Origin of the sequence: Frankia sp. AgPm24, from assembly GCF_023243055.1 — a bacterium.
GTDB classification, from domain to species: Bacteria; Actinomycetota; Actinomycetes; order Frankiales; family Frankiaceae; genus Frankia; species Frankia umida.
Genome location: NZ_JALKFW010000166.1, coordinates 24,492 through 46,161 on the forward strand (window position 1 = coordinate 24,492; position 21,670 = coordinate 46,161).

General features: G+C 72.6%; 12 protein-coding genes and 1 pseudogene. 8 read left to right on the forward strand and 5 right to left on the reverse strand.

Features of this window, described 5'->3' with window-relative positions; genetic code table 11:
• Nucleotides 1-154: 154 nt before the first annotated feature.
• The 4 genes and pseudogenes from MXD61_RS10000 to MXD61_RS10015 form a co-directional block, all read left to right on the forward strand.
• Nucleotides 155-1,327, forward strand: a pseudogene (locus MXD61_RS10000) (ABC transporter ATP-binding protein); the annotation flags it as partial.
• Entirely contained in the window at nucleotides 1,324-2,781 is a 1,458-nt protein-coding gene (locus MXD61_RS10005) for a glycosyltransferase (RefSeq protein ID WP_248812556.1), read from the forward strand. The pseudogene MXD61_RS10000 and the gene MXD61_RS10005, both read left to right, overlap by 4 nt.
• A complete protein-coding gene (locus MXD61_RS10010; protein ID WP_374628724.1) occupies nucleotides 2,778-4,397 on the forward strand; it encodes a glycosyltransferase in 1,620 nt (539 codons plus the stop codon). Before MXD61_RS10005 ends, MXD61_RS10010 begins: the two co-directional genes overlap by 4 nt.
• Before the next feature lie 13 nt (nucleotides 4,398-4,410).
• Nucleotides 4,411-5,586, forward strand: a complete 1,176-nt coding sequence (locus MXD61_RS10015) for a glycosyltransferase family 1 protein (RefSeq protein ID WP_248812557.1) — start codon at nucleotides 4,411-4,413, stop codon at nucleotides 5,584-5,586.
• A gap of 1,743 nt (nucleotides 5,587-7,329) precedes the next feature.
• Here the strand turns inward: MXD61_RS10015 and MXD61_RS10020 are convergent.
• The 3 genes from MXD61_RS10020 to MXD61_RS10030 all read right to left on the reverse strand — a co-directional run bounded on the left by MXD61_RS10020 (nucleotide 7,330) and on the right by MXD61_RS10030 (nucleotide 11,981).
• A complete protein-coding gene (locus tag MXD61_RS10020) occupies nucleotides 7,330-8,928 on the reverse strand; it encodes a hypothetical protein (protein ID WP_308222717.1) in 1,599 nt (532 codons plus the stop codon).
• Nucleotides 8,929-9,186: 258 nt separating this feature from the next.
• Nucleotides 9,187-10,095 (reverse strand): dTDP-4-dehydrorhamnose reductase, encoded by a 909-nt coding sequence (gene rfbD / locus MXD61_RS10025; protein WP_248812558.1) that lies wholly within the window; start codon nucleotides 10,093-10,095, stop codon nucleotides 9,187-9,189.
• Nucleotides 10,096-10,184: 89 nt separating this feature from the next.
• The gene (locus tag MXD61_RS10030; RefSeq protein ID WP_374628726.1) at nucleotides 10,185-11,981 is read right to left on the reverse strand and encodes an LCP family protein; all 1,797 of its coding nucleotides are present in this window, start codon (nucleotides 11,979-11,981) and stop codon (nucleotides 10,185-10,187) included.
• 261 nt (nucleotides 11,982-12,242) lie between these two features.
• On the opposite strand from MXD61_RS10030, the gene MXD61_RS10035 reads away from it, so the two are divergent.
• Nucleotides 12,243-13,322, forward strand: a complete 1,080-nt coding sequence (locus MXD61_RS10035) for a glucose-1-phosphate thymidylyltransferase (RefSeq protein WP_163548194.1) — start codon at nucleotides 12,243-12,245, stop codon at nucleotides 13,320-13,322.
• Nucleotides 13,323-13,363: 41 nt separating this feature from the next.
• Here MXD61_RS10035 and MXD61_RS10040 read toward each other — a convergent pair whose 3' ends face one another.
• A complete protein-coding gene (locus MXD61_RS10040) occupies nucleotides 13,364-15,295 on the reverse strand; it encodes a glycosyltransferase family 39 protein (protein ID WP_248812559.1) in 1,932 nt (643 codons plus the stop codon).
• 1,112 nt (nucleotides 15,296-16,407) lie between these two features.
• Between MXD61_RS10040 and MXD61_RS10045 the strand changes: the two genes are divergently transcribed.
• The 3 genes from MXD61_RS10045 to MXD61_RS10055 all read left to right on the forward strand — a co-directional run bounded on the left by MXD61_RS10045 (nucleotide 16,408) and on the right by MXD61_RS10055 (nucleotide 20,929).
• Entirely contained in the window at nucleotides 16,408-18,216 is a 1,809-nt protein-coding gene (locus MXD61_RS10045) for an LCP family protein (protein WP_248812560.1), read from the forward strand.
• Nucleotides 18,213-19,202: a TIGR03089 family protein gene (locus MXD61_RS10050; RefSeq protein ID WP_248812561.1), complete on the forward strand. Its 990-nt coding sequence runs from the start codon at nucleotides 18,213-18,215 to the stop codon at nucleotides 19,200-19,202. The genes MXD61_RS10045 and MXD61_RS10050 overlap by 4 nt, the downstream gene beginning before the upstream one ends.
• Before the next feature lie 254 nt (nucleotides 19,203-19,456).
• Nucleotides 19,457-20,929, forward strand: a complete 1,473-nt coding sequence (locus MXD61_RS10055) for a UDP-glucose/GDP-mannose dehydrogenase family protein (RefSeq protein ID WP_308222718.1) — start codon at nucleotides 19,457-19,459, stop codon at nucleotides 20,927-20,929.
• On the opposite strand, the gene MXD61_RS10060 is transcribed toward MXD61_RS10055, so the two are convergent.
• On the reverse strand, nucleotides 20,870-21,496 hold the full coding sequence (locus tag MXD61_RS10060; protein WP_248812562.1) for a carbonic anhydrase: 627 nt from the start codon (nucleotides 21,494-21,496) through the stop codon (nucleotides 20,870-20,872). The two genes, MXD61_RS10055 and MXD61_RS10060, sit on opposite strands and share 60 nt — an antisense overlap.
• Nucleotides 21,497-21,670: the final 174 nt, after the last annotated feature.

Genomic DNA, 21,670 nt, shown 5'->3' on the forward strand with positions numbered 1-21,670 from the left:
CGGGGGGACCGGGGGGACCGGGGGGCCTGACACAGCCAGCGGAGCCGTCGGCGTTCACGGAGCCGGCAGACCTGGCGGCGTCAGCGGAGTCGGTGAGCCTGGCGGGGCTGGCGGCGCCGTCGGGGCCGGCGCGGGCGGTGGGCCCGGCGGCGAGTCGACCGTGGTGATCCAGGCAAGCACGGTCAGCAAACGGTTCGTCTCCTATCGCAACCGGGCGACCAGTCTCAAGGAGCGCTTCGTCCGGCGCGGCGGTCCGGCCGGTGAGGACTTCTGGGCCCTGCGCGACATCGAGGTGACCATCGGCCGCGGGCAGACCGTCGGCCTCGCCGGCGCGAACGGCTCGGGCAAGTCCACCCTGCTCAAGGTGCTCGCCGGTATCCTGCGCCCGAGCAGCGGCTCGGTGACGGTGCACGGTCGCATCGCCTCGCTGCTGGAGCTCGGCGCCGGGTTCAACGGCGAGCTGTCCGGACGGGACAACGTCTACCTCAACGCCTCCCTGCTCGGCCTGTCCCGCCGGGAGATCGATCGGCTGTTCGATTCCATCGTCGACTTCGCCGAACTTCGGCACAAGATCGATGATGACGTGAAGCACTACTCGTCCGGCCAGTACGTGCGACTCGGCTTCGCCGTGGCGGTCCACGTCGACCCGGACGTGCTCCTGGTGGACGAGGTGCTCGCCGTCGGCGACGAGGCCTTCCAGCGCAAGTGCCTGGCCAAGATCGCCGAGTTCCGCGCGCAGGGGCGCACGATCCTGTTCGTCACGCACTCGCTCGATCTGATCGAGCAGATGTGCGACCGGGTCCTCGTCCTGGAATCCGGAGAGATGATCTTCGATGGGCCGCCGGCGGTCGGCACGAAACTGCTGCGCCAGAAGCTCGGCAGCCTGCCCTCCGACGGCCCGGTGGACTGGCAGTACGCCACGGTGCGCCCGCGGTCGGTGGGGTTCAGCCGCCATCCCGACGGCCCGACCACAGTGCAGTTCGATCCCGGCGAGCAGCTCGTCGTCAGCGTCGAACTCGACCTCGGTGAGGGCGCCCCCGAGGCCGTCTACCTGCACGCCTACATCGTCGGGCAGGACGAGATCCCGATCTGGCTGATGGAGACACCCCCCGGCGGGTTCCGGCTGGGGCCCGGTCGTCATGTGGTCGACTTCGCTGTGCCGCACCTGCCCGAGCTGCTCGGAGCGTTCGCCGTGAAGGTCCACGTCTCGGACGCCGCCACGGGCGTCCCGGTGACGACCCGCCGCTTCGAGGAGCTGTTCGGCGTCAGCGGGACCCATGCGGGTGGACTTCTCAAGGTCGACTACGAGGCGAGGCTGCGCGGATGACGGACCAGACGACCAGCACTCCTGCTGCGGTCACCCCGGACACCACCCCCTCCACCACCGCGACGGGGGCGACGGGGGCCGCGCAGCCGCTGGCGACCATCGTGATCGTCAACTGGAACGGCGCCCATCTGCTGGCGGCCTGCCTCGACGGCGTCGCCAAGCAGGACGCGTCCTTCGCCTACCGGACCTGGGTCGTTGACAACGCCTCCACCGATGGTTCCCGGGAGCTGCTCGCCGAGCGGTACCCGTGGGTGCAGGTGATCGCCGCCGAAAGCAATCTCGGCTTCGCCGGCGGCAACAACCTGGCGTTGCGTTCGGTCACCACCGAGTACGCGGTGCTGCTGAACAACGACGCGGTTCCCGAGCCGACCTGGCTGACCGCCATCCTCGCGCCGTTCACCGAGCCCGGCGGCCAGCACCTGGGCGCGACCACCGGCAAGGTCGTCTTCCTGCCGCGGTTCCTGCGGCTGCGGCTGCACACCGCGACCTTCGTCCCCGGCCCGCACGACTCCCGCGAGCTCGGGGTGCGGGTGTCGTCGGTGACGGTGGACGGACGTGAGGTGCTCCGCGAGGTCCTGTGGGAGAAACTCACCTACGGTGCCGAGGGGCCCGTGTCCTCGCCGTACTTCTGGACCCGCGGGGACGGCGAACTGTGCGTGCCGATCCCCGAGAGCGGCCCGGCCACCCTCGGGTTCACCTGGGCGGCCGAATCCCTCAAACAGGTGACCCTGAGCTGGGACGGTCCGACGACCGGCGCCGACACCGCCACCACGGGCGGGCGCGCGGAGCTGTCGGTCAGCCCCGAGTCGGCCACGGTGACCGTCACCGTCGGTGGGGACGCCCCCCGCGTCGACGTGATCAACAATGTCGGCGGGATCGTCCTGGTGGACGGCTACGGCGCCGACCGTGGCTACCAGCAGGTCGACACCGGCCAGTTCGACCAGCCCGAGGACGTGTTCACCGCCTGCGGCAACGGCATGGCTATCCGCAGCTCGCTCGGCCATGAGCTCGGCTGGTTCGACGACGCGTTCTTCCTGTACTACGAGGACACCGACCTGTCCTGGCGGATTCGGACCCGGGGCTTCGCGATCCGCTACGTGCCCGGCGCGGTGCTGCGGCACGTCCATTCGGCGTCCAGCGTCGAATGGTCACCGTTGTTCGTCTTCCATACCGACCGTAACCGGCTGCTGATGCTCACCAAGGACGCCACCGCCCGCCTGGCGCTGTCGGCAGTGCTGCGTTACCCGGTGACGACCGCGTCGATGGCGCTGCGCTCGCTGCGGCAGGCCCGCGCCGCCCGTGGCCGTCCGGCGCTCCGCCCGACGCTGCTGCGCCTGCGGGTGATCGGGTCGTACCTGCGACTACTGCCCACGATGCTGCGGGCCCGCCGACAGATCGCCGCCACGGCCACCGAGCGCCGCGGCAGCCTGCAGAGCTGGCTGGTCTCCCGATGAGCACCGACAACCCGGGGCCCGACGAGCCGGAGACGGGGGCGGGGGCCACGCCGAGGCCGGGGGCCGGGGTGCGCGCGGCGGTCTACAACCGGTTCTGGCACTCGATGGGCGGCGGCGAGCGGCACAACGGGATGATCGCCCAGGTGCTGGCCGCCGACGGCGCGGACGTCGATATTCTCGGGCATTCCGACGTCGACCTGGCCGCCCTCGGCAGCCACCTCGGCCTGGACCTGCGCGATTGCCGCTACGTGCGGCTACCCGACCGCGGCGAGCAGGCCGTCGCGGTGCTCTCCGCCGACTACGACCTGTTCGTCAACGGTTCGTACATGAGCCGGATCGAACCGCAGTCGGCCCGCTCGGCGTACCTGTGTTTCTTCCCGACGCCGTTCGACCACGACATGGCGCCCTGGCGCAAGGCCGCGGTGCGCACCGCCGGCCCGTTGCTGCGCGGGATCCGTCCGGCGGTGAGCTTCGGTGTCGGCTGGTACCCACCGGAGGGCGGTCGCCGTCGCCAGTGGACATGGACGAACGGGTCGGCGATCCTCGCGGTGAGCCCGGGTGAACGCCGGACCCTGCGAGCCGACATCGGCCGGCCGGGCGCACCCGGTGGCACGTCCCTGCGGGTGCTCGACGCGGGCGGCCACGTGCTGGCCAAGCTGGAGATCGGCCCGGATTTCGCCCCGTTCGAGGTGCCGTTGCCCCCGTCGGCGGACGGCACCGAACTGACCCTGGTCAGCGACGCCTTCTCCCCCGGTGCCGCGGACGTGCGGGAGCTCGGGGTGGCGGTGAGCCGGCCACGGGTCACCGACGGTGGCGAAGGGCCGATCGCCCGGCTGCCGCTGCGTTTCCCCTGGCTGCTACGTGACCCGGCGGATCTCACCCACCTCGACCACTATGACGTGATCATGGCCAACTCGCGGTTCACCCGCGGCTGGATCGCGAAGCTGTGGAAGCGGGAGGCCGACGTGCTGTTCCCGCCGATCCAGGTCGACCGGCTGCATCCGGCGCCGGTGCGGGAGAAGGCCGTCATCACCGTCGGACGTTTCTTCGCCCCGGGACTGGGCCATGCCAAGCGGCAGCTGGAGATGGTCGAGTGGTTCGGCGCGCTCTACCGCGCCGGCGAGCTGCCCGGCTGGTCGATGCACGTCGTCGGTGGCTGCGAGGAGTCGCAGAAGCCGTACCTGGAGCAGGTCCGCGCGGCCGGCGCCGGGCTCCCGGTGCACCTGCATCCGAACGCGCCGCGGGCCGAGGTGGAGCGGCTGCTCTCGACCAGCTCGGTGTTCTGGTCGGCCACCGGCTACGGCGAGGACGACCGCCGCCGCCCCTGGACGGCCGAGCACTTCGGGATGACCACCGTCGAGGCGATGGCCGGTGGCTGCGTGCCGGTGGTCATCGACCGCGCCGGTCAGCGGGAGATCGTCCGCCACGGGGTGGACGGCTACCGGTGGACCGGTCCCGAACAGGTCGCCTCGTTCACCCGCCGGCTCGCCGCCGAGGACGGCCTGCGCTCCCGGCTGGCCCGCGCCGCCATCGACCGGGCCGCGGCGTTCTCGGACGCGGCCTTCGCCGACCAGTGGGCCGACATCGCCACCCGTCACCGCCTCTACCAGGGCTGAGCGGACCCGCCGGATGAGGATCGTGCTCGACGCGACACCGCTGCTCGGCCGGCGCACCGGCGTCGGGCGTTACACCGAGTACCTGCTCTCCGGTCTCGCCCGGCTCGTCGCCGAGGCCCGCGGCCACAGCGGGGACGCGGGCGCACCGGCCTACTGGGAGCTGGCCGCCACCGCCTTCACCTGGCGTGGGCTGGACGACCTCGCCGACGCCCTGCCTCCCGGGGTGCGTCCGGCCGCCCGCAGGGCCCCGGCGCGGTTGTTGCAGGAGGGCTGGCTGCGTGGCGAACATCCCGCCGTCGAATGGCTCACCGGCGCCGCCGACGTGGTGCACGGGACGAACTTCGTGCTCCCGCCGCTGCGCGCCGCCCGCGGTGTGCTGACCATCCACGACCTGTCCTACCTGCGCACCCCCGACACGGTCAGCGCCGCCTCCGCCCGCTACGCCGACCTGGTGCCCCGTGGTCTGCGCCGGGCCGACGCGGTGCTCACCCCCAGTCAGGCCGTCGCCGACGAGGTGATCGCCGCCTACCGGCTCGACCCGGCGCTGGTCACCCCGACCCCGCTGGGCGTCGACGACGCCTGGTTCACCACCGACCCGCCGACCGCGGCCTGGCGGGCGGCCCACGGCCTGCCCGAGCGGTATCTGCTGTTCGTCGGCTCGGTCGAGCCGCGTAAGAACCTGCCGGTGCTGTTGGCGGCGGTTCGCCGGCTGCACGCCACCGACGCCGACGCGCCGCCGCTGGTCCTCGTCGGCCCGCCCGGGTGGGGTCCCACCCTCGACCTGGCCGGGATGCCTCCCGGTAGCGTGATCACCGCCGGCTATCTGGACGCCGGTGAGCTGCGCTCCACCGTGGCCGGGGCGAGCGTGCTGTGCTTCCCGTCCCGGTACGAGGGTTTCGGCCTACCACCGCTGGAGGCGCTCGCGGCCGGCGTGCCGGTCGTCGCCGCCGACATCCCCACCGTGCGCGAGGTCACCGGCGAGCTGCTCGACTCCCCGGCCAGCCCGCTGCGCCTGGTTCGCCAGACCGGCTGGGACGCCTTCGCCGACGACCTCGCCAGCGCGATCCTCGACCTGCTCACCGCCCCCGGCGACGCCGACGCCGGTCGCCGCCACGCCCGCACCTTTACCTGGCGACGCACCGCCGAACGCACCGCCGCCGTCTACCGCCGCGTCGCCGAGACGTCCTAGCGCGACCGCGAGCAGCGCCACCCCGACCAGCACGCAGCCGGCCAGCAGGCCCAGCCCCGGGCGGGCCGGGCCCGGTCCGGCGATCGACCAGGCCGCCCGCAGCCGGTCGAACCCGTCATAATGGCCAAGCGCATGGCGTTTCCACGCCAGTTCCCGCGTCAGGACCGCCACGGTGCTCCACGCCAGCCCCACCACCACGGCCACCGTCGGCACCCCCCAGCGGCCCAGCGGCAACGCGTTCACCGCCAGCGCCATCACCACCGCGAGGACCGGCACCATCGGCAACAGGTAGCGGGCGAACGGCGCCCCGCCCGCGGCCATGTAGCCCACGAGCGTCACCACCACGAGTACGCAGTGCCCGCCCACCATCAGCCAGGCCACCCAGCCACATCCCGCGACCCGGCCACTTCCCGCGGCCCGGTCAGCGGAGGGCACCGGGTCGCGGGGGCCCGGCGGGGGGGGGGGGGGGCCGGGGCCGCCCCCCCCCCCCCCCCCCCCCCCCCCCGGCCCGCCCCCCCCCCCCCGCGCGGGGGGGGGGGGCGGGGGGGGGGGGGGGCCCCCCCCGCCGGGCGGCGGCTGTCGCCGACAGTGCCACCACCACACCGCGCGCAGCGCCGCGGCGGCCAGTCCCACACCGGTCAGCACGCCCACGGCGACCTCGATCCGCGCCGGCCATCCGGTCACCAGCATCGGCCGTCCCAGCAGGCCGCGGTACAGCCGCCACCACAGCTGCCCGTCGTGGAGGACATGCTCCACCGTCGGTCGTGGACCCGCGATCGGAAACATCCGGGCGATCCGCCCCGACGCCGTGGGATCGCCATAAAGATGGTCGTTACGCAGGTAGAACCAGCCGATGGCGGCGATCGTCACGCCCAGCGGTACCCCCGCCGACGCGACCCCGACGCCCAGCCGCCGCCACCGTCGTCCCGACGCGCCCAGCGCGGCCCCCACCCCGACGGCGGGCAGCACCACCGCGAGCGCCACCGCTCCACTGGCCCGGCTGGCCGCCGCCGCCGCCGCCAGCACCGCGACGCCGACGACAAGCCACGGACGTGGCCCCCGTCGGATCAGGGCGACCGCGGCCGCGAGCAGCCCGGTGATGGTCGCCATCGCCACCACGTCGTTGTAGATCTGCCCGGACGTCGTCACCACCAGCCCGAGCACCGCGACGATTCCCGCCGCGCCCACCGCCACCGCCGGCCGCCGGGGCAGCAGCTCCCGCGCGAGCGCCGCGGTGGCCACCACCAGCCCCACCCCGAAAACCACGTTGAGCGCCCGCGCGGCCGCGAACCCGACCCGCGGCCGGCCCAGGCTCGCCCCGATCCGCAGGGGCACCGACTCCGCGACGTAGAACAACGGCGGATGGTTCGCCGTGTAGATCAGGTCGAAGCTCGTCACCGGCCGCGCGAGCGACACCCCGCACAGCTGTCGGGCCCGGGCCTCGACCGCCGCCCGAACCCGCGCCGCCGGCACCTCGCAGTCCACCGGCAACCCGGGCATTCCCGGGATTCGGGCCCGCATCGGCGTGTCGATGGTGGGTAGCGATCCGTGCCCGATCTCCAGGGCATAGGCCGTGTGCTGCGCCTCATCCCCGCTGGTGAAGGGGGCGATGACGGCCGCCACGAGCAGCCCCAACGAGGTAAGGATCAGCCCCGCCCCCACGACGCCGGCCACCAGCCAGCGCCGCGTCGACGCCCCCCACGTCACCGATCCCCCCGATCCCAACGGCCGCGCCGGGGACGGTCACCCACCCTGGCCGGGCAGCCGATCCACCCACCTTGACGGCCCACATCGCACAACCCGGACGAACGCGATCACACCCATCATCGCTGCCAGCCCAATCAGCCCGATCACCGCACCCAGGTAGCGGTAGTCGAAGCCCGACGTGGCCGCCGACAGCACCAGGGTCGTGCCACCCGCGCCAGCCGCCAGGCAGTACAACCGCAACAATGCGCCGCCTCCACCATCGGCCGCGCCACTGCCCTCGGCCGCCGGTGTGGCCGCGTGCGCCGCCACCGGTTCCCCCGATGTCCCCGATGTCCCCGATGTCCCCGGTGCCGCCACGGCTCTGCCTCGTCGACCGGGGCGTGCTCGCCAGGTCCGGACGGCCCCGACCGCGGCGGCGGCCAACCCGGCGACCAGACCAACGCCGACCAGCGGCATCAGCGGGTAGGACACCCGGGACCAGGCGGCGAGCAGCCCGGCCGGCGCGCGCACCGTGGTCGCCACGAAATAGCCGTCATCGGCATGCGGATCGTCCGGCGGCAACGCGTTCGTCCGGTCGGTGGGCAGCTCCCAGGTATCGGCCCGGGAGGTCTTCGTCGTCACGTGCGGTACCGGCGAGAAATAGCCGAGGAGATAGCGGGCCGAGGAGGTGACAAGCATCCACGGCTGGTCGCGCACCACCTCATGGGCGAACCGGCCGGCGAGCTCCTCCCGACCGGGCGGAACACGCCGGTTTCCCTGCCGCAGGGGCGAGTCCGCGGGCCACAGATAGCGCACCGGGGCACCTCGCTGATCGACCGGTCGCGGGTCACACAACGAGCGCAGTTCGGCCCCCGCGATGTCGGTGCAGTCGGCGAACGGCGCGACCCGGCCGTACAGAAAGAAACCCGAGTGCGCCGACACGGTGAAACCCGCCCCCTCCGCGGCGCTCCACCCCGCGTACGCCCCGGCGGGCACCGCCGCGCCCAGCAGGAGCGCCAGCACCGGCAGCATCCGCCGCCCCGGGCGCACCCACCGCCACGGCAGGCGGGACGCCCGCCCCGCGCAGGACTGCCCCGCCCCGGCCCGGGCGGCGTCGAGAACCAGGACGATCAGGGCGACGGCGAGCGGCCCGTACCCGACGGTCCGCACGCACAACGCCGCACCCAGCAGCGCTCCGGCCGCCGCCGCCACCGGCGCCCGGACGCGCCGCGGCCAGGCCAACAGGACGACCCCGGCCCCCACAAGCACCCCGAACAGCGAGTCAGCCAGCACGAACTGGCCCAGATCCAGCACCCAGGGAGCGAGCAGGGCGGGCGCCGCGGCCAGCGCGGCGAGCCACGGCCGGCGCACCACTCGCAGGGCGGACGCGTAGAGCCCGGCCGCGACGACCAGCGTGAGCCCATGCTGGATCAGCACGATCCGGGTGATGTGCTCCGGCCCATCCACCAGCCGCAGGAAGATCGGATAGCCGGATGGCCGCCAGTCCCCCGGCCACAGACCACGCCAGGCCTGGTCAAGGTAGGCGCCCGAATCCCCCAGATACATCAGCCCCGGTGGGTAGGCGACCATCACCAGGACCCGTGCGACCACCCCCAGCAGCACCAGCGCGCCGAAGACACCATGGCGCCGGACCACCTGTCGAATCCGGCCAACCGGCGCGGCGATGCCTGCCGAAGAGGGCCCGGTGCCAGCCGGAGGTGCGGCGGTGCCAGCCGGAGGTGCCGCGGTGTCGCCGTCCATCGTCTGCCAGTCTCGCAGGCACTCCGGCGTTCACCGGCAGTCGGGTCACGGCCATCACGGCTCGCCCGACCCGCGGCAGCTCACCCGTGGAGCGAAGGTGATCGCCCACCATCCGCGCGGCGGTCGCGGATGCCAGGAGCTGACGGCCGACGCTCAGCCGCGTAGATCGGCTCCGGCGGCGTCGAAGGCCGCGCGCAACGCGTCCCGCCAGGAGCGCGACGGGGGTAGTCCGACGTCGAGCCAGGAACGGGCGGACAGCACCGAGTACGCCGGACGGGCCGCCGGCCGGGGGAAGGCGGCCGTGGTGGTGGGCGACACCACCCGCGGATCGAGACCGACCTCGGCCATGATCGCGCGGGCGAAGTCGAACCAGGTGGTCTCGCCGGCGTTGGTGTAGTGGTAGACCCCGGGCGGCGGCTGGGCGGCGGCGAGGTCGAGCAGCCCGGCGGCCAGATCCGCGGACCAGGTCGGCGAACCCGCCTGATCGTCGACGACCGACACGGCACCGCGTTCCCGGGCCAGCCGGCTGATCGTCTTGACGAAGTTCCGCCCGGTCTGGCCGTAGACCCAGGCCGTCCGCACCACGTAGGACGACGTCGGCAGCAACGCGCGGACGGCCTCCTCGCCGGCGAGCTTGGTCCGTCCGTACGCACCGGCGGGGCCGGTCTCGTCGTCGGTCTCGTACGGCTTGTTCGCCGTCCCGGCGAAGACGTAGTCGGTGGAGACCTGCACCAGGATGGCGTCGGCCTCGGCGCAGGCCGCCGCCAGATGCGCGGGACCGGCGGCGTTGATGGCGTAGGCCGCGGACTCGTCGGCCTCGGCCGCGTCCACATCGGTCCAGGCTGCCGCGTTGATGACGACCAGCCCACCCTGCACCTTCGCCGGACGGGCCTGATCGCGTATCACCGCGCGCACCCGCGCCGGATCGGCGATGTCAAGCTCGGCCCGGCCAAGACCCGCGTAGGCGTGGACAGCGGAGTCAGGATCGGCCATTCGGACCTCGAGCAGTCGGCACAGGTCTGCCCCCAGCTGCCCGGCCGCACCGGTCACGAGAACGCGCACGGCCCGAGTCTGGCAGACCCACCCGCCGCCATCGCCACGCCACTCGAGACACCTGGTCATGTCCGATGCCGCACCGGCCTGAACACCGATCAGTAGGTGCAGGTGGCGGTGAGGGAGCTCGCGGTGGTGGGTGGGTCCGAGCCGTCCGTGCCGTCGGAGGTGCCGGGCCATGTGCTGCCCGCCGCCGGGTCGGAGGTGGCGGTGGGTGTGGCGACGGTGGTGGGTGTCTCGATGGTGCTGGGTGTCTCGATGGTGCTGGGTGTCTCGATGGTGGTGGGGTCGAAGTCGGCGCCGAGAACGAGGGTGATCCGTCCGGCGGGGGCGTCGGGATCGGCACGGGTCTGACTGTCGGGGATGGCGGCCCGCACCGATTCGGCGGCGGCTCGACCGCCCGAGGCACCCTCGGCTCCGGCGGCGCCCGCGCCCCTGGCCGTACCAGCTGTCCCGGCCGTGCCAGAAGGACCAGCGGTACCAGAAGGGCCAGAAGAGCCGGTGGTCGTGGAGGTGCTGGTGTCGCCGGGGCGGTAACGGATCTGGGTCCGGGTGAGTCTGCCGCCGGGCCAGTCCCGCACTGACCTGACCCGAAAGCCGGCTCGGGTCAGCGTCGAGGATGTCGTGGTGGCCAGTCCCGGTACGTCTGCGGCGTTGTAGACGTCGATGGTGATCTGCCCGGGCGGCACCGTCCCGGCGGCGCCGGAAGCCGAGGACGAGCCCGGACTCGGACTGGCGGTGCCGGTGGAGCTTCGGCCGGGACGTCCGCGCAGGGGAGCGAGGAACTTCTCCAGGGCGAGCGGATCATAGAGCTGGACGGCGCCGAACCGGGGCAGTTCGCCGATCGCGTTGCCGCCTTCCGCGGGTGTCGGGGTGTGCACGGGGATGGTCTCGAACCGGATCTGGTCGCTGGACAGGCCGCGCAGCCGGGTCGCCAGCGCCCGCAGGTCGTTGATGCCCGTGCCGTCATCGACGGTGAGCGCGCCGGTCGCCGCGTGCAGCAACGACTCGAGTTTCACCGGGTTCGTGAGCACGCCGGTGGAGGTCGCCTGGGCGAACACGGCGCCGATGAACTGCTGCTGGCGGCGAATCCGGTCGAAGTCGTTGTCCGGCAGGCCGTGGCGTTGACGGACGAACGCGAGCGCCTGCTCGCCGGAGAGCCGGTTCGCGCCGACATGGCCACGCCACTGCGACCACGGGTCGTACAGGTTCGCCTTCGACCCGCTGGGCAGCGCCTTCACACAGACGGTGACCCCGCCGAGCGCGTCCGTCATCGACTTGAAGCCGGCCAGATCGATCGAGACATAGTGATCGATCCGGATGTCGGTGAGATCCTCCAGCGTCCTGATCAGCAGGCTGGGACCACCGAGCGTGATCGCCGAGTTGAGCTTGCCCCGGCCGTGGCCGGGGATGCGCACCAGGGTGTCGCGGGGGAACGAGACCATGGTCGTCGTCCCGTCCGCGTCGAGATGGGCGAGGATGGCGGTGTCCGAACGTTCGTCGGTGACGGCGCCGCCGCGCTGGTACTCGTTGCCGGTGCCGGCCCGGCTGTCCGAGCCGACCAGCAGATAGTTGCGGGTGCCGCTGGCGGCGTCGGCCGGGCGATCATCGCCGAGCCCGAGCCGAATCCGGTGGATCTGCGCGCCGAAGTACTGGTAGGCCGTCCAGGCACCGGCCGTGGTCACCAGCACCACGGCCGACATCGCCGCCGCCAGCACCAGTGTCAGGCGTCCCAGCGTGGAACGCGATGGCGCCGGACCGGCCGGGCGGGCCGGAAGCGTCAGACGAAACAGGTGCGCCGAGCGAACCGGGTGGGCCGGCGGGGCCGGTGTCTCGGACGTCGTCAGCGGCGACGGCGGCAGATCATCCGACGGGCGCGACGGCGCATCGGTCACCGCTCCCCCTCCCCGACGGCCAGGCGCGACCTGCTGCGATGCGACGATGACCTACTGTGCGGTAGCACGTCTTTCGACTACTCAACGTACCCGCACTGAGCCACCCGTACCCGGCACCGACCCGATGGCGCCCGAAAGGCGGCCAGCAAAGCACATGGTCAGCGTGGACGCCGCCCACCCGACAGAGACACGACTGGTGATGGATGCCACACCGGACGTGACTTTCCGTACGTTCAACTACACGCGATAGGGTTTCGGATCATGAAAGCCCTCGTCCTTGCCGGTGGCTCGGGAACCCGTCTGCGGCCGATCACCCATACGTCCGCCAAACAACTGGTACCGGTGGCGAACAAGCCGGTGCTCTTCTACGGCCTGGAGGCCATCCGGGACGCCGGGATCCTTGATGTCGGCATCATCGTCGGCGAGACCGCCACGGAGATCGAGACAGCGGTCGGCGATGGATCGACGTTCGGGCTGCGCGTCACCTACATCCGCCAGGAGGCCCCGCTCGGCCTGGCCCACGCGGTGCTCATCGCGCGGGACTTCCTCGCCGACGAACCGTTCGTCATGTACCTCGGCGACAACCTGATCATCGGTGGCATCGCCGGTCTCGTCGAGGAGTTCCGCCGCACCACACCGGACGCGCTGATCCTGCTCACCAAGGTCGACAACCCGTCCGCGTTCGGCGTCGCCGAACTGGGCGCCGAGGGCCGGATCCTCCGGCTGGTCGAGAAGCCGCTGGTCCCACCGAGCGACCTCGCCCTCGTCGGCGTGTACATGTTCGGCACGGTGATCCACGAGGCGGTGCGCTCGATCAAACCGTCGGCCCGCGGCGAGCTGGAGATCACCGAGGCCATCCAGTGGCTGGTCGACGGCGGGCGGGAGGTGTCCTCCCACCTCGTCGAGGGCTACTGGAAGGACACCGGTCGTCTCGACGACATGCTCGAGACCAACCGGCACCTGCTCGAATCGATCGAGCCGGCCATCCACGGCAGCGTGGACGCGGACAGTTCCATCGTCGGCCGCGTCATCATCGAGGAGGGCGCGTCGCTGGTCCGCTCGACCGTGCGTGGCCCGGCCATCATCGGCCGTGGCACCAGCCTCGTCGACACCTACGTCGGCCCTTTCACCTCGATCTTCCACTCATGCACGATCGAACGCACCGAGATCGAGTACTCCATCGTCCTGGAGCGGGCGACCATCCGCGGCATCGGTCGCATCGAGGACTCCCTGATCGGACGGGACGTCGAGGTCATCCCGTCCGCGGCACTCCCCAAGGCCCACCGCCTCATGCTCGGCGACCACTCCCGCGTCTCTGTGGCCACCCTCCCCGGCAACTGACCCCGCACCCACCGCCCGTTCCCCGCGGCCAGGACCACGAGTTACCGGGAGTCGGCCTCGGTCGGAGCGGGTTCCGGTTGGACGGCGGCTGGTTGCGGCTGGGCCGGGACAGTACCGGGTGTGGTCCCAGTCCGGCTGGCCGCGACGGTCACGCCCGCCGCTGTTCGGTCAGGCTGGAGGGACCCGATGGTCGCGGCGGCGAACAGGGCGGCGACGAGCGACACCGCGGCCAGGACGAACGTGGCGATGGTGACGCCGGTCGGGAACGGCGCCCAGCGGCCGATCGCGGACACCACGTCCGGGATGCGGGCGGGTGTGAACGACACCTGCCGGGGCAGCCAGTAGTAGCTGCAGACCGCGAGCAGGGCGGCGCCCTGCATGAGCACCGCGCCGATCAGGACGACGAGCGGGCCGAACCGCTCCCGAGCGCGCAGCACCCGACTCAGCCCGAGCGCGACGACCACGCCGAGCCCGACGAGCCCGAGATAGAGATAGCGGCCCTGCACCGCGATCCCCCGGGTGTAGACCTTGTAATCCCCCCAGCTGCGCTGGCCGACCGACAGGTAGGCGAAGGCCACCGGCAACAACAGCACCACCACCGACGCCGCACCCCACAGCCGCACCCCGCGCCCCACCGCGTCATCCGGCCGGGCACCGGCGCCGCCCCCCTCGGGACGGGCCAGCCGCCGCTGACCACCACCCACCACAGCCACCACGCTGAGCCCGACGACGACCACCGTCGCGAGGACGATGGCGATCGGCGACAGCTGCGGCGGCTCGAACATGCCGAGCCCACCCCAGAACCGAGAGATCATCGTCCGGACGAAGTACCAGAACCACGTGAAGAACGAATCGGGCAGCAGCAGCGGTTCCCGCCGCGGCGGATTCGTCGCCCATCCGTTCGGCTGGACGGCGTCGTACAACACGTAGTTGCGCACCCACCACCAGCCACCGACGGCGAGCCCCAGCCCGACCGCCAACGCCCCGGGAACCCACGGCAACGACCGCACCAGCCCCCAGCACGATCCCAGCCTCGACCGCACCCGCCCGGTCCGGATGCCGCCACCGCCCGGTCCCTCCGAGGCGACCTGGACATCCGGCCCTGCCTGGAGATCCGAGGTGCCGCCGGCACGGCGCACCCGCCACCAGCCGACGAGATAGGCGGCCACGATGATCACCGGCGTGGTGAGCGCGAAGGCCTTCGACAGCAACGCGAGCCCGAACCACAGCCCGGCCCAGACGGCGGTGCGCCGACGCAGGTCACCGCGCATCACACCGGCCAGGACGACGGTGAGCGCGCCGGTGGTCAGCATGAGGATGCCGTCGTTGTTGAACGTGGCACCCACCCGGGTGAAGCCGGGGATCGCCAGGGGCAGCGCCGCGGCCGCCAGCGCGGCGGGTTCACCGAGACCGAACCGCCGGGCGGCGAGAAAACCCAGCACCGGCAGCGGCCCGACGACCAGGATGTTCAGCAGACGCAGCACGAACACCTGCTGGTCATACGACCAACCGTCCGACCCGGGCAGGGCGTCGAGCAGGAGCGCGCCGGCAGCATAGATCATCGGCGGGTGCTGGACCATCTGGTTGGACAGTCGTCCGTCGTCGACCGGGGTGGGACCACCGAGTTCGTCGAAGGACCGGCGTTCACCGCGCGGGGTGGGGTCGATCTCGGCGAACGGCTCGGCGCCCCGACGTTTGCCGCCGGACTGGAACATGTCCGCGTAGCGGCCTCGGTCGAAGTCGTCGGACGTCGCCGCGACCCCACTCGCGATCATCTTCCGGCCGGGCGCCGGCCAGCCGTCACCGTGCTGCAGCCCGTAGACCATGTCGACGTGCTGCGCCTCGTCGTAGCCCGCCCACGTCGGGTAGACGAAGGCGTAGCTGAGCAGCATCGCCAGATGAGCGGCGGTGATGAGCAGGAGAAGCAGGGGGCCGCGCCGCACCCGCCGCCTCGTCGGTTTCGGGGCATCCATGGTTGACGTCAGGGTAGACGACCCAGCTGGGCGCCCCGCCGGGACGGTTCGTGGCATCGCCCGGTCGGGGGATGGCCCGGTCGGGTAGGTGGCCGTTCCCCGCCCCCACCGATGGGCCACGACCATCGGGTCTGATTGACCGTTCCAACCCCGTTCCCGGCCGCGAGACGCCCTCGGCGGACGTCCGAATCGCCGGATCTGTGCTGAAGTGAAATCACGACGCAGGCCGCAGACGCGATCACCAGGCTGCCGCTCAGAGCCGCCCGACCAAGGAGCGCCAGCGACCCGTGACACCCCATTCCCGGCCGGCGCCACCGCCGTCAGCGCCGGAACCGGCCCGCCGCCGGGGGTCGGACGAGGATCCGCCGGCGGCCTGGCCGCTGCCCACCCGTTCGCGCGGCCATCGGCGGGACCGCCCGACGATTCTCGTCCTGCGGCCGCACGAGAACGCTGACCTTGACGCGCCCCAGACCGCCGCGCCCACCCAGGCGCTCGGCATCGTGCCCTCCTCAGGTGCCCCGTCCTCAGGCGTCGGGCCGTCCTCAGGTGCTGGGCTGTCCTCAGGTGCTGGGCTGTCGCCGGACACCATGCTGTTGTCGGGCACCGTGCCGTCGTCGGGGAGCACCACCCAGACCCATGCGCTGGGTCATGCGCAGACCGCGTCGCCCACCCAGGGACTGGGTCGGCACCGGGCGCAGCGAACGCCGCCGCCGCTATACCACCCGTCCGCACCGGCCCGCCGGGCACACGTGACGTGGCACCAGCCGACGGACCACTTTCCCGCGATCGAGTCCCCACCGATCCCGCCGCTGCCACCGCCTCCCTCGGTGCCACCGCCACGCTCGGTGCCACCGCCACGCTCGGTGCCACCGCCACGCTCGACTCGTTCGGCCCGCTCGGCTCCGCCACTGCCGTCGGTCCTGCCGCCCGGACCGGTGCCGCCACTTCCGTCGGTACCACCGCCTCCATCGGTACCACCGCCACGTTCGGCGCCGTCGGGCCGTTCGGTGTCGTCGGGCCGGGAGGCCTGGTCAGTGCCGCCGCCACGGTCTGGCCGGCCGGTTCCGGTGGGATCCTCGGCGCGCTCAGCTCCCGCTGGACGGTCCGTTCCCGTGGGGCGGTCGGCTTCCGCTGGACGGTCGACCGCCGCGGTCACCGCCCGGACGCCGGTCCACACGCCGCAGACCCGGATTCCCGATGCGCGGCCGGGCTCCCGCACTGCCCCCACCCACGCCCTGAGGTCGCCCGTCCGGGGCCGGGACACGACCGGATGGGAGACTCCCCGCCGGTCACGCCGTCCGCTTCCGCCCCACCTGGACCCCCGCCGGCCTCGACGCTATCGGCCGTTCTCGCAGCGGCTCCTGCTCGCGGCCTGCGCGACGCTGTCCACCCTCGTGCTCGCGGTCACCTCGCTCGGCTGGGTGGCCTACCGGCACTTCGACAGCGCCGTCACCCGTGAGGACTGGAAGATCGCCGGGACACGGCCGGTCGCGGCGGCGGGCGCGGAGAACATCCTGCTGCTCGGTGACGACAGTCGGGACGGCACCGACGGCGAGTACGGCACGGTGGACGGCGTCCGGTCGGACACGACGATCATCGCGCACCTGGGCCCGGACGGCTCGGCGACGCTGCTGTCGTTCCCCCGCGACATGCTGGTCCCGGTGCTGCCCAAGGCCAAGGCCAACGCCCGCGACGGGCACGCCAAGCTCACCGAGGTGCTCCAGCTCGCCGGTGTGCCGGGGCTCGTCACCACGTTGGAGTCACTCACCAATCTCAAGATCGATCACACCATCTCGATCAACCTCGCGGGCTTTCGGGCCATGACGGACGCCGTCGGTGGTGTCACCGTCTGCGTGACACCGTTGCCGGACGGCTCCACCCGCAACCTGCACGACGCGATGTCCGGCTGGAGCGGCCGCCTCGGCGAGAACCGGTTGGACGGACGGGGCGCCCTCGCCTTCGTCCGGACCCGCTACGCACTCGGTGACGAACGGCTGCGCATCCTGCGTCAGCAGCAGTTCCTGGACCGGCTGCTGACCGCCGCCACCAGCGCGGGCGTCCTGACCAACCCGGCGAAGATCTCCGCGCTGCTCGGGGCGGTCGGTGGGGCGCTGCGGGTCGACTCGGGCCTTGACCAGGCCGCGCTGCTCAGCCTGGCCCGCCGCGCCAGCGAGGCCGGCAGCGGCGGGATGCGGTTCCTCACCGTCCCGACCCACATCGCGCTGCCCGCGGACGGCGCCGTCGACGACCATGGCACCGTCCCCCCGCACGGCGCGGTGCTCATCGCCGACCAGGCCGGACTGAACCGCATGCTCACACCGCTGCTACCGGACGGGGTGTCGCCCCCGAACACGTCCTCCACCGGCGGCACCACCACCGCTGGCTCCGGGGGCTCAGCCACCACGCCGGTCGGGTCGCCGTCCTCGGTGAGCATCGCGGCCGTTCGTAACGCCACCAGCCGCACCGGACTCGCCGCCCGGACGGTCGACGGTCTGCGCGCCCTCGGATTCACTGGTCCGATGACGACCTCGACGACGACCGGTCAGGCCCAGACCGGGATCTACTATCCGCCGCGGCTTCGGGAACAGGCGAGTGTCCTCGCCAGCCGCATCCCCGGCAGCCAGCTGGTCGCCACCTCGCCACCAACCCCGCTGCCCCCCACCACCTCGGCGCCGGGCGAGTCGTCCACCTCCGGACGCACCACCGCCGGCACCGGAAGCTCCGCCGGCACGGATGGCATCGTCCTCGTTGTGGGCACCGACTTCAGCGGGCTGGTCAGCGCCTCGAACACGCCCACCTCGACCGTCGGCTCCACTGGTGGCGGTGTCACCGCAGGCGCACCGACCGATCCCGCGTCGGCGATCAGTGGCGTGAGCTCCGCCGCCGCCGGCACGCCCGCCAACACCTCCTGCACACCGTGAGCACCCCGAACGCGACGAGCGCCACGTCCTCGCGGCTGGTCCGCGCCGCGGACCTCATCCTCGCGGCACCGGCGGTGGCCGACGACGAGGCGACGGCGGCCACCGGAACCGGCCTGCCGGGGATGGGGGCGCGGGGCATCGCCGACCTGCTGGCACGTCGTCTGGCGGCCGACCCGTCCCGTCCGCTGGTGACGTTCTACGACGACGAGACGGGCGAGCGGGTCGAGTTCTCCGCGACGACGTTCGACAACTGGGTGGCCAAGACCGCGAACATGCTGGTGGACACGCTCGGTCTCGGCCCCGGCGACCGGGTGGGGATGGACCTGCCCCCGCACTGGCTGGCGCTGGTGATCGCGCTCGCCACCTGGTCCGCCGGCGGCGACCTCGTCGTCGCCCAGCGGCCCACGGACCAGCGGCCCACGGACCAACCGAGCGCGAGCTCGAAGGTCGCGGCGCTGGCACCGACGACCCCGCTGCACGCGTTGTTCGTCGCGCAGGACCGCCTCGACGCGGCCGTGGATCTGGACGTCGACGAGACGGTCGCGCTGTCGCTGCGTCCGCTGGGTGGCCGGATGACCCGGTCCATCCCCGGTGTGCTCGACTACGCCGTCGAGGTGCCCTCGCACGGTGACCGCTTCGGGGCGCCGCCGCCTCCCTCGGTGCAGGCCGACCTCGTCCGGCGCGCGCTGCGCACGGCGGTGGGGTGGCGGCTTGGGGCGTCCGACCGGCTGTTGGTCACCGCCACGCCGAGCAGCACGACGGGGCTGCTCGGCGGGCTGCTCGCGCCGCTTTCGGCGGGGGCGTCCGTGGTGCTGTGCCGCCGGCTCGATCCGGACCTGCTGATCCGCCGGATCGAGGCCGAGCGCGTGACCGCGATCGTCACCGACACCCCGACGGTGGACGGGCCCGCCGTGGACGCGCGATCGGGATGGCCGGGGGAAGCCGCGGCCGGTGTCCGAGTGCTCCGGTTGCCCGCCTCCGCCTGAGACCGTCCACCTGAGGCGACCGTGACCCGCCGAGCGACGGTCTGCCGGACGACGGTCCGGGCCGCCCTGGTCCGGGCCGCCCTGGTCCGGGCCGCCCTGGTCCGAGGGTGCGACCCGGCCGGGTGAGGTGGGTGACCCGGCCGGGGTGAGGCCCGATCGTGGCCTCGTGGCGGCCGACCTCCGAGGGTAGCGACTACTGTCAGGAAGCGATTGGTCGCTCAGGTCGCTCAGGTCGCAGTGGGGAGGTGTCGAGCGTGCGCGCACAGCCGCGTCCGACGATCAGTGTCATCGGCACCGGCTACCTGGGGGCGACCCACGCGGTGTGCATGGCCGAGCTCGGGTTCGAGGTGCTGGGTGTCGACATCGACGCGAACCGGATACGTCAGCTGTCCGCCGGCGACACCCCGTTCTACGAGCCGGGACTCGCCGCCCTGCTGCGCAGCAACCTCGAGGCGGGCCGGCTCTCCTTCACCCGCTCGATCGCCGCGGCCGTCGACCATGCCGACGTGCACTTCGTCTGTGTCGGGACACCGCAACGTCCCGACTCTCAGGCCGCCGACCTGCGTCACGTCGACGCCGTCATCAGCGGGCTGATCGCCGCGGGACTCGGGCCGCGATCCCTGGTGGTGGGCAAGTCGACGGTGCCGGTGGGGACGGCGGCGAGGCTCGCCGCCCGGATCGCCGCGGCCGCACCGGGGGCCGAACTCGCCTGGAACCCCGAGTTCCTTCGCGAGGGCTTCGCCGTCGAGGACACCCTGCACCCCGACCGGCTGGTCTTCGGGGTCACCTCCGGCGGCCGGGCCGAAGCTGTGCTGCGCGCGCTGTACAGCCGGATGATCGACGCATCGACGCCCGTCATCGTCACCGACTACGCCACCGCCGAGCTGGTGAAGGTCGCCGCGAACGCCTTCCTCGCCACGAAGATCTCCTTCATCAACGCGATGTCCGAGGTGTGCGACGCCACCGGCGGGGATGTCGTGGAGCTCGCGGACGCCCTGGCCCACGATGATCGGATCGGGCCGCTGTTCCTGCGGGCCGGCATCGGCTACGGGGGTGGCTGCCTGCCCAAGGACGTCCGGGCGTTTCAGGCCCGCGCTCGGGAACTCGGGGTTGGTCCGGCGCTGTCCTTCCTGGGCGAGGTGGACGCGGTGAACATGCGCGCTCGGGCCCGGGCGGTGCGGCTGGCGCACGAGCTGCTGGGTGGAGATCCGATGAACCGGGCCGTCGCCGTGCTCGGCGCCGCCTTCAAGCCGAACTCCGACGACATCCGTGACTCACCGGCGCTGGACGTCGCCACCGCCCTGCGCCGGGACGGCGCGCATGTCGCCGTCTACGATCCGGCGGCCGCGGCGAACGCTCGGGACCGTCATCCCAACCTGCACATCGCCGACTCGGTGATCGGCGCGGTGGCCGGCGCCGAGATCGTCCTGGTCCTCACCGAATGGTCGGAGTTCCGCGCGCTCGATCCCGCCGCGCTGCGCCGCCATGTCGCCCGGCCGGTCGTCATCGATGGACGTGGCGTCCTGGACCCCGACGCCTGGCGCGGCGCCGGTTGGACCTACCGGGCTCTCGGTCGGCCACCGCGCCCGGCCACCGTCCGCCACCACGCTCCGCGGCACCTCGCGGAACGCCCCCTGCCGGAGCGGCCCACGTCAGAGCGGCCCACGTCAGAGCGGCACCTCCACCAGGGCGCCGGTCTCCACGTCGTAGACAAAGCCGCGCACTGACGTCGTGGCCTGCAGAAAGGGGGACGAACGCAGAATCCGCAGGGAGAGCCGGACATCATCGGCGACGTCCGTGAAGGCCTGCACCGACCATTCGGGACGGACCCCGGTGTCCCGCTCCAACTGATCGCGGAAACCCTCGTCGGTGATCTTCTCCATGCCGCACCCGGTGTGGTGCAGCAGGATGATCTCCTTCGTGCCGAGGGCGTTCTGACTGATCGCGAGGGAGCGGACGACATCGGTGGTGACAACGCCGCCGGCGTTGCGCAGAATGTGCGCGTCGCCCTCCCCGAGGCCAAGTAGTGCCTCGACGTTGAGCCGCGCATCCATGCAGGCCACGACGGCCACTCCGAGCTCCGGCGGCGCCGGTAGCGCGCCCTGCAGGCCGGCCTCCTGGCGACGCGCCGGGTTACCCGCGGCGTAGGTCAGCAGCACGTCCGTCGCCGTCGCCGCACCGGCCACGTCACCTGCCGGGCGACGCCCGCCCACGCCCGGCGCCGTCGCCGCCGCCGGCGCCCTCACCGCCGCCGTCACTGTTGCCGTTGCCGTTGCCGTATCCGTGCCGTTCATGGTGTCCGTCCCTCCCGATCGATGGTGCCGTGCCCCGCAATGTCAGGATGCCGCCCCGCCGCCCGAACCGGCCATCGTTCCCCACATTCGCCAGCGTCGCGACCGCCACGTTGCCTGGCATTACGAGTCGGATGCATCACTCACCGTAGAGTAGGGAACACCACTACGGTGGAT